General features: G+C 71.4%; 17 protein-coding genes. 7 read left to right on the forward strand and 10 right to left on the reverse strand.

All coding sequences use genetic code 11. The annotated features are described in order from the left end of the window. The first annotated feature begins 40 nt into the window (after positions 1-40). The gene (locus BXA11_RS41215; RefSeq protein ID WP_239105202.1) at positions 41-550 is read left to right on the forward strand and encodes an ArsR/SmtB family transcription factor; all 510 of its coding nucleotides are present in this window, start codon (positions 41-43) and stop codon (positions 548-550) included. Beyond that, complete coding sequence (locus BXA11_RS09920) at positions 547-993, forward strand: SRPBCC family protein (protein ID WP_076434232.1); 447 nt, start codon at positions 547-549, stop codon at positions 991-993. The genes BXA11_RS41215 and BXA11_RS09920 overlap by 4 nt, the downstream gene beginning before the upstream one ends. An 82-nt stretch (positions 994-1075) precedes the next feature. Here BXA11_RS09920 and BXA11_RS09925 read toward each other — a convergent pair whose 3' ends face one another. From BXA11_RS09925 to BXA11_RS09935, 3 genes are all read right to left on the reverse strand, one after another. After that, entirely contained in the window at positions 1076-1834 is a 759-nt protein-coding gene (locus BXA11_RS09925; protein ID WP_030508118.1) for a MerR family transcriptional regulator, read from the reverse strand. A 108-nt stretch (positions 1835-1942) separates the two neighbouring features. Then, positions 1943-3088, reverse strand: coding sequence for an RNA polymerase sigma factor (locus tag BXA11_RS09930; protein ID WP_076434233.1), 1146 nt, complete (start codon positions 3086-3088; stop codon positions 1943-1945). Continuing rightward, positions 3085-3492, reverse strand: a complete 408-nt coding sequence (locus tag BXA11_RS09935) for a YciI family protein (RefSeq protein ID WP_076434234.1) — start codon at positions 3490-3492, stop codon at positions 3085-3087. Before BXA11_RS09935 ends, BXA11_RS09930 begins: the two co-directional genes overlap by 4 nt. A gap of 113 nt (positions 3493-3605) precedes the next feature. On the opposite strand from BXA11_RS09935, the gene BXA11_RS09940 reads away from it, so the two are divergent. Together BXA11_RS09940 and BXA11_RS09945 are read left to right on the forward strand one after the other, a co-directional pair. Continuing rightward, the gene (locus BXA11_RS09940) at positions 3606-4463 is read left to right on the forward strand and encodes a MerR family transcriptional regulator (RefSeq protein ID WP_239105203.1); all 858 of its coding nucleotides are present in this window, start codon (positions 3606-3608) and stop codon (positions 4461-4463) included. Then, complete coding sequence (locus BXA11_RS09945) at positions 4460-5014, forward strand: GyrI-like domain-containing protein (protein ID WP_076434236.1); 555 nt, start codon at positions 4460-4462, stop codon at positions 5012-5014. The genes BXA11_RS09940 and BXA11_RS09945 overlap by 4 nt, the downstream gene beginning before the upstream one ends. An 8-nt stretch (positions 5015-5022) precedes the next feature. Here the strand turns inward: BXA11_RS09945 and BXA11_RS09950 are convergent, their stop codons facing one another. From BXA11_RS09950 to BXA11_RS09975, 5 genes are all read right to left on the reverse strand, one after another. Then, positions 5023-6135 carry a tyrosine-type recombinase/integrase gene (locus BXA11_RS09950; protein WP_076434331.1) on the reverse strand — a complete coding sequence of 371 codons (1113 nt, stop codon included), beginning with the start codon at positions 6133-6135 and terminating at the stop codon, positions 5023-5025. A gap of 53 nt (positions 6136-6188) precedes the next feature. Next, the gene (locus BXA11_RS09955) at positions 6189-6653 is read right to left on the reverse strand and encodes a ribosomal protein L7/L12 (RefSeq protein WP_051761737.1); all 465 of its coding nucleotides are present in this window, start codon (positions 6651-6653) and stop codon (positions 6189-6191) included. A gap of 152 nt (positions 6654-6805) precedes the next feature. Then, positions 6806-7753, reverse strand: a complete 948-nt coding sequence (locus BXA11_RS09960) for a DUF2218 domain-containing protein (protein WP_159454755.1) — start codon at positions 7751-7753, stop codon at positions 6806-6808. Positions 7754-8022: 269 nt separating this feature from the next. Then, positions 8023-8856 (reverse strand): phosphotransferase enzyme family protein, encoded by an 834-nt coding sequence (locus BXA11_RS09970; RefSeq protein ID WP_239105204.1) that lies wholly within the window; start codon positions 8854-8856, stop codon positions 8023-8025. Continuing rightward, positions 8853-9782 (reverse strand): helix-turn-helix transcriptional regulator, encoded by a 930-nt coding sequence (locus tag BXA11_RS09975; protein ID WP_076434237.1) that lies wholly within the window; start codon positions 9780-9782, stop codon positions 8853-8855. The genes BXA11_RS09970 and BXA11_RS09975 overlap by 4 nt, the downstream gene beginning before the upstream one ends. Before the next feature lie 167 nt (positions 9783-9949). On the opposite strand from BXA11_RS09975, the gene BXA11_RS09980 reads away from it, so the two are divergent. After that, on the forward strand, positions 9950-10642 hold the full coding sequence (locus BXA11_RS09980; RefSeq protein ID WP_143734172.1) for an SDR family oxidoreductase: 693 nt from the start codon (positions 9950-9952) through the stop codon (positions 10640-10642). 227 nt (positions 10643-10869) lie between these two features. After that, positions 10870-11289 (forward strand): ester cyclase, encoded by a 420-nt coding sequence (locus BXA11_RS09985; RefSeq protein ID WP_076434239.1) that lies wholly within the window; start codon positions 10870-10872, stop codon positions 11287-11289. A 13-nt stretch (positions 11290-11302) separates the two neighbouring features. On the opposite strand, the gene BXA11_RS09990 is transcribed toward BXA11_RS09985, so the two are convergent. Together BXA11_RS09990 and BXA11_RS09995 are read right to left on the reverse strand one after the other, a co-directional pair. Then, a complete protein-coding gene (locus BXA11_RS09990) occupies positions 11303-12070 on the reverse strand; it encodes a group II truncated hemoglobin (protein ID WP_076434240.1) in 768 nt (255 codons plus the stop codon). A gap of 57 nt (positions 12071-12127) precedes the next feature. Next, on the reverse strand, positions 12128-13015 hold the full coding sequence (locus tag BXA11_RS09995) for a LysR family transcriptional regulator (protein WP_076434241.1): 888 nt from the start codon (positions 13013-13015) through the stop codon (positions 12128-12130). 184 nt (positions 13016-13199) lie between these two features. On the opposite strand from BXA11_RS09995, the gene BXA11_RS10000 reads away from it, so the two are divergent. Then, the gene (locus tag BXA11_RS10000) at positions 13200-14435 is read left to right on the forward strand and encodes an MFS transporter (RefSeq protein ID WP_076434242.1); all 1236 of its coding nucleotides are present in this window, start codon (positions 13200-13202) and stop codon (positions 14433-14435) included. The last annotated feature ends 24 nt before the right edge of the window (positions 14436-14459 follow it).

Genomic DNA, 14459 nt, shown 5'->3' on the forward strand with positions numbered 1-14459 from the left:
ACTGATGACAGGTAGGAAGTTTCCTACCTATTATGGTGGCGTGGACGTCACCCCCGCCGTACGGCGGCAGTCACCGTCGTCTCCCGCGTCTTCTGCGTCATGGTCGGCGCCGTCGGCGGAAGACGAGATCTTCGCCGCGCTCGCCAGCCCGGTGCGGCGGGAGGTGCTGCGCCTGCTCCGCGAGCGCGGCCCCCGGTCCGTGCAGGAGCTGGCCTCCTGCTTCTCCATGGCCCGGCCCAGCTTCTCCGAGCACCTGCGGGTGCTGCGTGAGGCGGGCCTGGTCAGCGAACGCAGAGACGGCAGGCGCCGGCTCTACAGCCTGGAGCCCGTTCCGCTCGTGCGGGTCCGCGACTGGCTGGACCCCTACGAGCGGTTCTGGCGCGACAAGCTGTCCGCCCTGCGCCACCTGCTCGACGACAGCGCGACCGCGGACACCGAAGCGACAGGCACAAAAACGACAGGCATCACAACCACCGGCGAAACCGGCGCCGGAGGCCGCCCGCACGACGGCGGCGGCCAGCCGGAGGACCCGGACGAGGAGAAGCAATGAGCGACGCCGACGACCCGACCGTGCTGCGCCTGGACGAATACCTGGCGCACCCGCCCGCCCGCGTCTGGCAGGCCCTGACCGACCCGGACCTGCTCGCGCGGTGGTTCATGCCGGGCGACTTCCGCCTCAGCGTGGGACACCGCTACACCATGCGCGGGACGGCCATGCCCGGCACCGGGTTCTCCGGCACGGTCCAGGCCGAGGTGCTGGCCTTCGAGCCCGAACGCATGCTCCGTCTGGGCTGGCGCGACGCCGACCCCACCAGCCCCGGCGGCGCCGACTGGACGATCACCTGGACGCTCGAACCCGAAGGCCGGGGCACCCGGCTGTTCCTCACCCATGAGGGCTTCGACCCCGGCAACGAGATGCAGCGGCGGGCCCGCTCCATCATGGACGGCGGGTGGCGCCGCCTGATGACCGGTTCGCTGGCCGCCGTGCTGTGACCCCTCCCTCAGCGGACCCCGGCTCGACACCGCTGACCGGACACCGCTGACCGGGCACTCCGGGTCAGCGGTCCGGGGTCAGTCAGGCGTGGCGCGCCGCGTTGGCGTGGATCGCCTCGCGCACGTAGTGGCTCAGGCCCTCGGCGACCCGCTCGTAGTTGGCCGCGAAGCGCGGGTCGTCCACGTACATCTCCCCGAGACCCTTGTGGATCTCGTAGGTGCAGTCGTAGAACCAGCGGGTGATGTGCGCCCGGTGCCGTTCGGCCACGTCCATCGCCCGCTCGCCGTCCGCGGGCGCCCCCTCGGCGAAAGCCGCCGCGAACGCCTGCAGCACCTCGCCGGCCTCCGCCGTGATGGCCCGCCAGTCGTCCCTGGTGTAGCGGGCCGTCCGGCGGCGGGTCTGCTCGAACGCGTCGGTGCCGCCCCAGCGTTCCTCCGCCTCCTCGGCGAACTGCGCGGGGTCGAAGTCGCCGAACACTTCGAACCGCTCCTCCGGCGTGAGGGGAATCCCCATCTTCCTCGCCTCCATGGCATGTTTGACCGCCGCCGCCATCGCCTCCAGCCGCCCGATCCTGCGTCGCAGCAACTCGTGCTGGCGGCGCAGGTGGGTCACCGGGTCGGAGCCCGGCTCGTCGAGGATGACGGCGATCTCCTCCAGGGAGAACCCGAGCTCCCGGTAGAACAGCACCTGCTGCAGCCGGTCGAGGTCCGGCTCGCTGTAGCGCCGGTATCCGGCGGCCGACCGCTCGCTGGGCCGCAGCAGCCCGATCTCGTCGTAGTGGTGCAGCGTCCGCACGGTGATCCCCGCGAAGCGGGCGACCTGGCCGACCGAGTAGCCCATGGGTTCTCCTCCCTTCCGGGTCCAAGCCTGCGGCCTCCCGCTACGTGAGGGTCAATCCGGTCGCCTCCCCGATGACTGGACGTCCCCGGCGGCAGCACTGCGGCGCGCTCACGGCGCGAGCAGTTGCCGCGCCCGTGCGGCCTCTCGAGTGAGGTGGTCGCGTTCCGGCACGCTGGTGGCGGCGCGGGCGGCCTCGGCGTACAGCTCGGCGGCCAGCTGGAGATCGCCCGCGCGTTCGTGCAGGTATGCCGTCACCGCGGCGTAGCGGGGCAGGCCGGGATCCACGCCGGCCAGCGCCGCCAGGCCGGCCCGCGGCCCGTCGGCCTCGCCGACCGCCACGGCGCGGTTGAGCCGCACCACCGGGCTGCCGGTCAGGAGCAGCAGCTCGTCGTACCACTCCACGATCTGCACCCAGTCCGTCTCGCACGCGCTGCGGGCGTCGGCGTGCAGGGCGGCGATCGCGGCCTGCGCCTGGTATTCACCCAGCCGGTCGCGGGCCAGGGCGGCCTGCAGGATCGCCACCCCCTCGGCGATCAGGCGCGTGTCCCAGCGCGATCGGTCCTGCTCGGCGAGGGGCACCAGGCGGCCTCCCGGGCCGGTGCGGGACGCGCGGCGCGCATGGTGCAGCAGCATGAGCGCGAGCAGCCCGGCGACCTCTGGTTCGTCGGTCAAGGCGGCGAGCTGGCGGGTCAGGCGGATCGCCTCGGCCGCCAGGTCGACGTCTCCGCCGTACCCCTCGTTGAAGACGAGGTAGAGCACCCGCAGCACCGTCCCGAGATCGCCGGGCTGGTCGAGCGGCAGCCCCGCGATCCGCCGTTTGGCCCGGCTGATCCGCTGCGCCATGGTCGCCTCGGGGACGAGATAGGCGGCCGCGATCTGCCGCGTGGTCAGGCCGCCGACCGCGCGCAGCGTCAGGGCGACGGCCGAGCTCTGCGGCAGGGTGGGGTGCGCGCACAGGAAGTACAGCCGCAGCGTGTCGTCCGTCGCGGGCGCGGGACCGGCGGGAGGCTCGGTCTCCACGGCCAGTTCCCGCCCCCGCCGCGACGCCTCGGCGCGGGCGGCGTCGAGGAATTTGCGCCAGGCGGCCGCGACCAGCCAGGCCTTCGGATCGCGCGGCGGATCGCCGGGCCAGGTGTCCAGCGCCCGGATCAGGGCCTCCTGCACGGCGTCCTCGGCCGACGCGAAGCCGGCTCCGCGCCGGACGAGGACACCGATCACCGCGGGTACGAGCTCCCGCAGCAGCGACTCGTTCACTCGGTGACCGTGGGCGGCTCGGTGAGGAACGGCCGGACCTCGAGCCACTCGTGGATCGGCTCGCCGCCGGGCCCGGGAGCGGCCGACAGCTCCCCGGCCAGCTGGACCGCGCGGTCCCACGAGTCCACGTCGATGACCATCCAGCCGGCGATGAGGTCCTTGGTCTCGGCGAACGGGCCGTCGGTCACCGGTGGGCGCCCCTCGCCGTCGTACCGCACGAACGCGCCCTCGGGCGACAGCGCCTGGCCTTCGACGAACTCACCGGTCTCCTCCAGGCGGGCCGCGAAGTCGCGCATGAACTGCACGTGCGCGTCGACCTCCTCCGGCGTCCACTTGTCCATCGACCCGCAGTCGACGACGGGGGCCGGGCCACCTCGGTAGTGCTTCAGGATCAGGTATTTCATCGTGGTTCTCCTTCGTCGTCGCGCGGCCCGTCGTCGCCGCTCGTGTCCCTGGGACGGAGCCGGCACCACATTCTCGACACCCGGCACGACAACTTCTCAGAAAAATCCCGCGGATGGACTCTCCCACCGGGGGAGAGGCCATGCTGGGGCGCGTGAACGACGGTCTCCTGCCGATCGGGCAGTTCGCCCGCCTCGCCCGGCTCAGCGTCAAGCAACTGCGCCACTACGCCGCGCTGGGGCTGCTCGAACCCGCCTGGATCGACCCCGCCAGCGGCTACCGCTACTACCGGACCGCACAGGCCCGCGACGCGCTCGTCATCGGCCTGCTGCGCTCCCTCGACGTCCCCCTTCCCGTCATCGCGGACGTGTTGTCCGGCGGCGGCGACGGGGGACGGGACACCCCGGGAGGGGGCTTCGCGGCCTCCGCGCTCGCCCGGGTCAGGGACGACCTGGAGGCCGAACTCGCCCGCCGCAGGCGCACCCTCAAGAGCCTCGAACGCATCCTCGCCACCGGCCTGCCCAGCGCCGAGGTCACCCTCGTCACCGAACCGCCGCGCCCCGCGATCGTCGTCCGCGACCTGGCGGCCACCCCCGAGGACATCGGCCGCGCCACCTCCGCGTGCGTCGCCCGCCTGCTGGCCGCCGCGCCTCCCGCACCCGCCCTCGTCGGGCTGTTCCCGCTCGACTACGGCGAGTCCGTCCCCGTCGCGGTCGCCCTCACCGGCACCGGCCTGCCGCAGGTGCCCGGCGCCGCCCCCGAGATCCTGCCCGGCGGCACGTTCGCCGTCGCCGCCCACGTCGGCCCCTACGACCAGATCGCGCTCACCGCCCACGCCCTGCTCACCTGGTGCGCCGAACGCGGGCACGCCCCCACCGGCCCGCTCCGCGAGGCCTACGTCTCCGACCCCGCGACCACCCCGCCCGAGCGGCTGGTCACTCACCTGATGATTCGACTGGAGGACGAACGATGAACTGGTATTCCGCCGCAGACACCCCCGAAATCGCCGACTTCGGCCCCGTCACGGGACTCGGTGTCACCGGGCGCGGCGCGCCCGGCGGATCCGCGCACATGGCCGCGATCACCGCCCTGTACGCCGTCGCGGGACCCCTCACCGGACTCGCCGCACTGCCCATGCCCGTGCTCGAAGGCCGCTGGTGGGTCGAGGACACCACCCGCCATCCCCTCGACGTCCCCAGGGACGAGTGGCACTGGCACCTGTTCCTGCGCCTGCCCGCCACCCTCGACCCTGCCCTCGCCGAGCAGGCCCGTGAGGCCGCCCGCCCCGCCCCCGGCGTCGACGCCGTCCAGCTCGTCACCTTCACCGACGGGCGGTGCGTCCAGATGACCCACCACGGCTCCTTCGCCGAGGAACCGAAGTCGCTCGCGCTCATGGACGAGTTCATGCGCGCCCACGGTCTCCGCCCGGCCGGGCTCCACCACGAGATCTACCTCAGCGGCGTCCAGGAGAGCGACCCCGCGGCGCTGCGCACCATCCTGCGCCAGCCCGTGCGCGACGCCTGAACACCCCGCTAGGCGTCCGGCCCGGCCTGGTCGTCCCGCCCGGCCCGGCCGCGCCGTCGGCGCAGCAGCGGATGCGACCCCATCGCCACCTCCAGCTCCCCGGGCAGGTCGTCCCGATAACGGCCGAGCGTCGACAGGTCGCTGTGGCCCAGCACCCGCCGCACGGCGTCCATGTCCGTGCCGTCCGCCAGCAGGTGCGTCGCCGTCGTGTGCCGTAACCCGTGCGGCGTCACCGCCCGGCGCCGCCCGGGATCCACCTGCCGCTGCACCCGGTCGATGACCGCCTGCACATCCCCCCGTGCCAGCCGCCTGCCCCGCCACGACAGCAGCAGCGCCTTCTCACCGTCCCCGCCCGCCCGCACCGCCAGGTACGCGTCGAGCGCGGAGGCGACGGCGTCGGGCAGCGGAACGTCCCGGGTCCGCCCGCCCTTGCCGAAGATCCGCCAGTAACGCACCCCGTCGTTGGTGTAGAAGTCCTCCACGTTGGCCCGCACCAGCTCCGACACCCGCGGGCCCAGCGTGGTCAGCAGCAGCACCACCAGCGCGTCACGCACCTCCGTCCGCTGGTCGGCCCGCCTGCGGCGCGGCGCGCCGGAACCGGCCGCCTCCGCGGCCGGCGCGGCGGGCGAACCCGCCGCCTCGATCAGGCCCTCGGCCTGCTCCCGCGTCAGCGCCCGGCGCTCCGGCCGCAGCCCACCCCGCTCGCGCGCCCGCACCGACGAGGCCGCCATCGGATCCAGATGCACCCACCCCGCCGACGTCGCGTGCCGGAACAACGCCGACACCGACCGGCGGAACCTCGCCTGCGACGCCGCGCTCTGCCCCGTAACTACCCCGGTGCCTACCCCCGTGCCTTTCGCGGTGTCCTTCCCCTGGCCGTTCCTCCTGCGCTCGTCCGGTTTGCGCGCGAAGGCCAGCAGCACCGCGTCGACGTCCTCACCGGTCAGGTCGTCCAGCACCCGGGCCGGCCCGGCCAGCCGTACGAACGTGGCCACGTCCCGGGCGTACACCTCGGCGGTGGCGGGTGACAGCGCACCGGTCACGGTCTTGGCCCGGACCAGCTCCACATAGCGGTCCCCGGCCTCCTGCACGGTCAGCCTGTTCACCTGTACGGGCAGCATGATCGACACCGTACCGAGCCGCACCGACAGCAAACGCCGCGGCGGCGTCTTTCCTACGCCTCGCCGGCGGCGTCGGCGACGTCGATCGCCTCGACGAACCGCTCGGCCTCCGCCTGGCCCATGCCCGTCTCGCCGCGCACCAGGAACACCGCCTGCTCGCCGCGCCCGGCCGCCTTGAGCTCCCGCACCCGCGACGCCAGATCAGGCCGTGCGTGGCCCGGAGCCACCGGCAGCGGCCGCCCGGCGACCAGGGCCTCGGCCAGGTCCTTGGCCTCCTTCAGGCCCAGCCCGGTCTGCTCGCGGATCAGCTTGATCGCCTCGATCTTCTTGTTCTCGGCGTACAGCTCCCGGACCCGGTGCTGCAGGTCGGCCGAGACCGGCGGCAGCAGGCCGGGGCTGCGCCACGCCAGCGGCCCGGCGGGGCGGGCGCCGGCTCGCACCGCCGCGAGACCCACACCGACGAGCGCGATCACGATGACGGCGAGGACCAACACCTCGACCGTGCCCAAGCCGAACATGTGATCATCGTAAGCCCCGCCCCATGCAACAGCCAGCCCTTGCCGGCCGGGAAGGTCGATCACCGCGCTGGGCGGGCCTGGGCGGCAGCTTGCGCCGGGCGCCCCGATCGCCGCGTGTGCCTGGTTCGGGGGCGACCCGGGAGCGTCGTGGGTCAGCCCACCCGCCGGGCGATCGTGACGCCGTCACGCACCGGCAGCATCACCGACTCGACCCGGCTGTCCCGCGCGATCGTCTCGTTCAGACGCCGTATGGCCGCCTGCGCGTCCCCCTGGAAGGCCGGGTCGAACACGCGCCCGCCCTGGAACACGTTGTCCAGCACGACCAGCCCGCCCGGGCTGAGCCGCGTGACCACCTCCTCGTAGTAGTCCGGATAGCTCTGCTTGTCGGCGTCGATGAAGGCGAAACCGATGACCGGCTCGGCGGGAAGCGCGCGCAGCGTCTCCAGCGCCGGGCCGATCCGCAGGTCGACGCGGTCGGCCACACCGGCGCGCTCCCAGTAGTTCCTGGCGATCGACGTCCACTCCGTGCTCACGTCGCACGCCAGCAGCCGCCCGTCCGGCGGCAGTCCCCGGGCGATGCAGATGGAGGAGTAGCCGGTGAACACCCCCACCTCCACGGCCAGTCGGGCGCCCGACATCCGCACCAGCATCGTCAGCAGGGCGCCCTCGTCGTGCGAGACCTGCATCCCGGCCGCGCCGCCCGTCTCCTCCCGCGTCCTGACCACCAGGTCGTTCAGCACCTCGTCCGGGGGGGAGCAGTGCGTGAGCAGGTAGTCGTCCACGACGGGGGACACCGTCCACGCCGCGTCGCCCGCGACCGGCGGCGACCAGTCGACCACCAGCTCCTCCTGGGTGGCGAACCGCAGCAGGTGACGGGTGACGACATCCCGCACGCCGAGCAGCGACTCCGCGTCGGCGGCGGTCGCGATCAGCTCCAATCCGCCGCGGGGCCGCAGCACGCAACGCCCGGACGACAACTCGATGACCGCCCGGCCGTCGCCGCCGAGCACGGCCTCCGCCTTGTGACCCATGTGGGAAACGAGCTGCCTGATGTAGCGCTCGGGTCTGTCGGTGACGACGTACGCCGTCGAATGAGGCATGGCTTCCTCCACGTGACGCATCAAGCGTCGAGATTTCCAAAGCTTCCGGCCCGGCAATTCTGCGGCACTGCAGGCCGCCAAGGGCACCGTCGGCTACCACGTCCGCGTCCTGCGCCAAGCCGGCATCGTCCGCCTCGCCGGCACGTACGCGGCGGCACCGAACAGACCCTCGCCCTGGTCAGCCGCGGCATCCGGCGATGCTCCCGGCCCGGCCAGGCCGAGCACACCCCGCCCCCCGGCGGCGAGCCGTACGGGCTGCCGCTCTCGCTCTACCCCGCCGACATCCCCGCCCCGCCGCCCCGCCCCTCCGGCGAAAGCGCCGCCAGGAACACCGCCTCATGACGCGCGATATGCGCGCTGTCGGTGAGATAGAGCAGATCGTGTCCCTCTGCGACATGAGCGGCGAACGCCGCATGACCCGCCGCCGCCTCCGCACGCATATGCGCCACCAGATGCCCCAGCCGCGCCCGCGCCGTCCGCGTCAGCGCCTGCCCGTCCTCCACGCCGAGCCGGTACGCGCCGGCGAACACCCGCAGCCGACGCGCCTGCTCCTCCACCCCGGGAGCACTCTCGTCACGGCCGGGATCGTGCAACGGCACGAACCGGTAGGCGGCATAGGCCACATCCCACACCCGCGGCCCCGGATGCGCGGTGTCGAAGTCGATGAACGCCACCGGCCGCCCCTCCCGGAAGACGCAGTTGTACGGCGCCACGTCACCGTGGCAGACCACCTCCGCCGGAGCGCGCGGCGGGAAATACCACTCGGCGGCCTCCGGCGGCGCGAAGCCCACCGTCGCGTCGTGGTAGCCCCGCAGCAACACCCCGGCGCCGGCCAGCGCCTCATCCGTCATCACGTACGCGGGCAGGGGATAGTCCGGCACCTCACCCGGGACGAAATCCAGCACCTCCCGGCCCTCGCCGTCGCACCCGTACGCCCTGGGCGCGCCGCCGAACCCCACCTCCGCCAGATGGTCCAGCAGGGCGTGCACCGCCGGCGTCCACCTGCGGGCCGGCCGGCGCACCGTGCCCCCGACCCGGACGACGCGGTTGACTCCGCCCCCGGTCAGCTCCTCCTCCCCGCGCTCCGGAACGGCCACGCTCACCCGCCTGAACGGATCTGTTCCGTGAGGGAGGTCTGCGGTGCTGTCCAACTGGCGAGGAGTTTGAGACGTTCCTCCGCGGGCGTGCCCGGCTCGGCCGTGTAGATGATCAGGTCGTGGACGGCCTGTTGAGGCAGGGGCAGGTTCAGGGAGCGGAAGGTCATCTCCAGACGGCCGACGTCGGGATGGTCCAGCCGCTTGACGCCTTCGTGACGGATCCGGACGTCGTGACTGGCCCACATGGTGCGGAAGTCGGGGCTGAGCGTGGACAGCTCGCCGACGAGCTCACGCAGGGCCCGGTCGTGAGGTTCACGTCCGGCTTCGGCGCGGAGCACTGCGACCGTGGCCCTGGCGCCTTCCTCCCAGTCGACGAAGAAGTCAGCGGAGCCGGGGTCGAGGAAGAAGTAACGGGCGAAATTGGCGCAGCCCCGGTCGGCGGTGGTGTCGCTGTCGAACATCGGTGAGTACAGGGCCCTGCACAGCGCGTTGCTCGCGACGATGTCCAAACGGCCGTTGCGCACGAAGGCGGGGGCCATGGTCATGGAGTCCACCATCCATTGGACGGCAGACGGGATCTTGACGTCCTTGCGGCGCGGCGACCCGCGGCGGGCGGGGCGAGCCGCTCTGGCCAGATCGAGCAGGTAGGTGCGCTCGTCCTCATTGAGGAGCAACGCCTGCGCGACCGCTTCCAGCACGCTCTCGGAGACACCGCCGATGTGGCCCTTCTCCAGCCGCGTGTACCACTCGGTGCTCACGCCGGCGAGGGCCGCGACCTCCTCGCGCCGTAGTCCAGGAACCCGTCGGCGTCCGCTGGTGGGCAGTCCGACCCGCTCCGGGGCGAGCTTGGCGCGCCGGCTGGTCAGGAAGTCGCGGATGTCCGAGCGGTTGTCGGTGGGATCACCGGTGTGTTTTCCGGACAGAGGTTCCATCTGTTCAACAGTACCCATGATGCGGCCGGTAGAGAGGTTGTGTTTATACCCCCCATAAACGCGACCTTTCCCGCCTTATACAGCGCCGGTTCCATGGAGTCGGCGGACGTGAGCGGCGCTCCTTCAGCGCCGTCCGCCGTCCCCCTTCACACCTCAGGAGCATGACCATGTCCAGCAAGACCGTACTGATCACCGGCGCGACCAGCGGTATCGGCGCCCACACCGCGCGACTGCTCCTCGACCGCGGCCACCGTGTGGCGGTCACCGGACGCGACGAGAGCAAACTGAAGGCTTTCCTCGACGAGGCCGGCCACCCCGACCGGCTGCTGGGCCTGGTCGCGGACGCGGCGGACTGGCACGCCACCGAGTCGGTCGTGACCCGCACCGTGGAGCATTTCGGTGCCCTTGACGCCGCAGTGGCCAACGCCGGATTCATGACCGGTGACTCCATCGGGGCCGGTGACCCGGCGTCGTGGGCGCCGATGGTGCTCACCAACGTCCTCGGCCCCGCCCTGCTGGCCCATGCCGCCCTGCCCCACCTTGAGGCCACTGGCGGACGGCTGGTGCTCGTCGGCAGCGTCGCCGGGCTGAAGAACTCTCCCGGCAATCTCTACTCGGCCACCAAGTGGGCTGTCACCGGACTCGCCGAGAACCTGCGCCTGCTCGCCACGATCCGCGGCGTCGGTGTCACTCTTGTCAACCCCGGCATGATCGACACCGCGTTCTGGCAAGGCGCCGGCGTTCCCCCCTTCGCCCTGCCTCCCCAGCCCATCGCCGAGGCCATCCGTTTCGCCCTCGACCAGCCGGCAGGCGTCGACCTCAACACCCTGACCGTCCGGCCCATGGGCCAGCCCGTCTGACCATGCTCGGTTGTCACACCACGGTGAGAGGCCCGCGCCGCCCGCGCCCCTCGGACGGATTCGACGCGGTCCACACGGTGATCCTCGACGGCCGCGGCGGCTTCACCGTACGGGACGAGGACGACCCCAGCGGGCTACGGCCATGAGCAGACCTCGGCAAAAACTGCGGCGCGAGGGACACGCCGCCGCGTACGGAGGGCATTCATCGATAGGGGAGGGCCGACATCGTGGGCGAAGCCCGCCGGGTGCGCGACAGATACAACGAAGCGTTCAATGCGCATGACATTGACGCGCTGCTCGGCACGGTCAGCCCTGACGGGACGTTCCTCACCCCCGAAGGCGTGGCCGAGGGCCGCGAGGAGCTGGGCTCCTACCTGGAGGAGTTCTGGGCGGCCTTCCCTGACGTGCACACGGTGCTCCTGGAGTCGCTCGACATCGATGACACGACGGTCGACGAGCTCGTGCTCATCGGCACCCACAAGGGGCCATACCTGGGACCAGCCGGCAGGATCATCCCGCCGACGGGCCGCCCCCTCAACCTCCGCTGCTGCTACATCTGCGCGATCGAGAACGGGTTGATCGTCAGCATGCGCCTCTACTTCGACCAGCTGGAGCTGTTGTCCCAGCTCGGCGAGCCGATCGGGTGACCCGCCGCCGAGATCACGACGTGGGGGAGTAGGGCGGCGCCACACCCCAGCCCCAACGGGGGACCGGAGCCTGCTGCGGGGGACGGGCACCGGGCTGGGAGTTGGCGAAGGCGAGGCGGGTGCCCCACTCAATGTAACTCGCGAAGGCGGCGCGGAACTCGGGGTCGGCGGGCAGGCCGACCACGTCGGCGGCGTTCATGAGGAGATCGACCCATCGGCGGCGCTGAGGTTCGCTGATGGCCTTGCCGAGGTGCTGGACCAGCATGTGGTGGTAGCCGCCCCGCTCGTCGGTGTAGCGGGACGGCCCGCCGAAGACCTCCGCCAGCCACATCGCGACATACTTCGGGTGTCCCGGGTCCATGTGGGCGAACAGAGGACCGATCAGGTCGTCCTTGAGAACCTGCTCGTAGAACGTCTCGGTGAGCCGCTCGAACGCCTCGATGCCGCCCGCCCAGTCGTACAGGCTCGGCACGGAGGATCCGGTGCCGCGCACCGCGGTGCGCTCGTAGTGCCGCATCTCCTCGATCTGCCGGACGTACGGCTTGATCGCGGAGAAGAACTCCCCGAAGTGCTCGCCACCCCGGAAACCCTGCAGGTGATCCTCGGCCGAGGTCCACGTGATGCGTAGGATGTACGACTCGGGCTCGTCCACGCACCGGGACAGCTCGTAGTCCACGCACTGGGGCGCGGCCGCCAAGGACACCGCGGCACGCTCGTAGGCGGCTTCGAACGCTTCCGCGTCCTGCTGGTCGATCCGGTAGCGGATGTACTCGACGATCACGTGAGCACCGTCCCGGGGGCTGCGCCACTCGAAAATAGGATCATGGTTGCATTGTAATCATGTAATGGTCGGCGGGTCGGCGTGATCGGCGTGAATCAGCTCAAGAAATGCCGCGGCCGCCGGAGACCGCCGGTTGTCCCAGATCAGGTGCTCCACCCGCGTGGGAGCATCGCGAAGACGAATGACACGCAGGTCGGCGAAGCGCGGCGCATAGGCGGCGGGAAGCATGCCCACGCCGAGGCCCTGCCGCACCAAATCGACCATGAGATCGGCGGACGACACCTCGAAGGGGACCTCCCGCCGCACCCCTGCCGCCGCGAACGCCTCGTCCGACTGCGCCCGACCGGCCGCGCCGACACGGAAGTCGATGAACGGCTCGTCCGCCAGCCCCCGCAGGTCCACCTCGGTCTCCGTCCGGTGATAATCGGGCGCGACCACCGCGACCAGTTCGCCCCCGCCGAGGCGGCGACTCTGGACGCCCTTGGGTTCCGCACGCGCCGGCAGGCCGAGAAACGCGACGTCGACACCACCCTGCCGGACCCGCTCGATCAGCTCATCGCTGCCCGCCGCGGTGAGCGTGATGTGCACCCCCGGATAACGCCGGCGATAGTCCCGTAAGGCGACCGGCAGGTTGACGGCCGTCACCGTGGGGATGGCGCCGACGGCGAGCCGTCCCCGGATCTCCCCGGCGGAGGCCGCGACCTCGGCCCGCGCGCGATCCGCGGCCTCCAGACACTCCCGGGCCGCGCCGAGGAACGCCTCCCCGGCCGGCGTCAGCCGCACCCGCCGGCTGGTCCGCTCGAACAGCCGCGCGCCCAGCTCCCGCTCCAGAGCGGCGACCTGATGACTGAGCGCCGACTGCACCACACGGCAGCGCTCGGCCGCCCGGGTGAAGTTCCTGGTCTCTGCGACCGCCACGACATACCTCAGCTGCTGCAGCTCCACTCAACCATGATGAACCACGATCGATATCGATGAAAAGTATGTGTTGGACTCATCAATCGTTGATCGCGCACCCTTGATGGCGACGGCTCGACCACGCCCTCCACCACGCCCTCCACCGCCGGCTCCTTCCGTCGGCCGAGCCCGCATGCCGTCGGCGGACGATCAACCACCAGAAAGAACGCCAATGATCACTCACGGCACACACCCGCATGCGACCGTAAGGTCATGGCTCGGCGTCGCGGCGATCACCGCCAGCCTCTTCGCCTTCCTCACGACCGAGCTGATGCCCGTCGGCCTGCTCACCCCGATGAGCACCAGCCTGCGCATATCCGTAGGCGCCGCCGGGCTGATGGTCACCCTGTACGGCGTCTCGGCAGGGCTCGGCGTGCCCTTCATCGTGGCATGGACCAGGCGCGTCAACCGGCGCGTCCTGCTGTCCACGCTGCTGGCGATACTGACCCTGGGAAACACGATCACCGCGATCTCCCCGAACTATCCACTGGTCCTGACGACACGGCTCATCATGGGCTTCGCCAGCGGGGTGTTCTGGGCCATCGGCGTGAGCATGGCGATGCGCCTCGTCGCGGAACGCCACGCGAGCAGGGCGGCCGCGATCGTGATGTCCGGCATCTCGATCGCCGCCGTCGTCGGCATACCAGTGGGAACACTCCTGGAAAGCCTCACCGGCTGGCGAACCACCTTCCTGATCTGGGCCGGCCTCAGCGTGCTGGTGTTCCTCGCGGTCGTCACCGTCATCCCGTCGCTGCCGTCGACGAACGCGGTCTCGGTGCGGGAAGTCTTCGGCCTCCCGCTGAAGAACGTGCCGCTGCGCCTGGTGCTGTTCACCGTCGTGCTCTTCGTGCTCGGCCACTTCGGCGCGTACACGTTCGTACGCCCCTACCTGGAGCACAGCGCGGCCGCCACACCCTTCTTCATCACCGCGGCGCTGATGGCCTACGGCGCGGGAGGCGCGGCGGGAAACTTCGTCGCCGGACACACGGTGACCAGAAACCCCAGGGGCAGCTTCATCGTCGGCTGCGCGGGACTCGTGACGTCCTTGCTGCTGCTGCTCACGATCGCTCACGGGCAGGCCGGGTCGATCATCGCGCTTGCTGTCTGGGGCGTTTCCTTCGGCGTCGTCCAGCTCTCCCAGATCACCATGACGCAGGCCGCCGCACCCGACACCTTCGAAGCCGCGATGTCACTCAACACCATGGCGTACAACACGTCCATCGCACTCGGCGCGCTGTTCGGCGGGCTGTTCGCCGATCACCTGGGCGTCACGAGCGTCGTCTGGTTCGGTGTGACGCTGACAGCGGCTTCGCTGCTCCTCACCGTCGGCACCCGCCGGAAGACCTCACGCGCTCTCCCCGGCGATACGCCGGCACCCACCCGCACGCAGCCGGCCGACCGGGCGTGAGCAGCCGAGGCGCGGGAAATCCCC

Source organism: Microbispora rosea, from assembly GCF_900156315.1.
Classification (GTDB): domain Bacteria; phylum Actinomycetota; class Actinomycetes; order Streptosporangiales; family Streptosporangiaceae; genus Microbispora; species Microbispora rosea.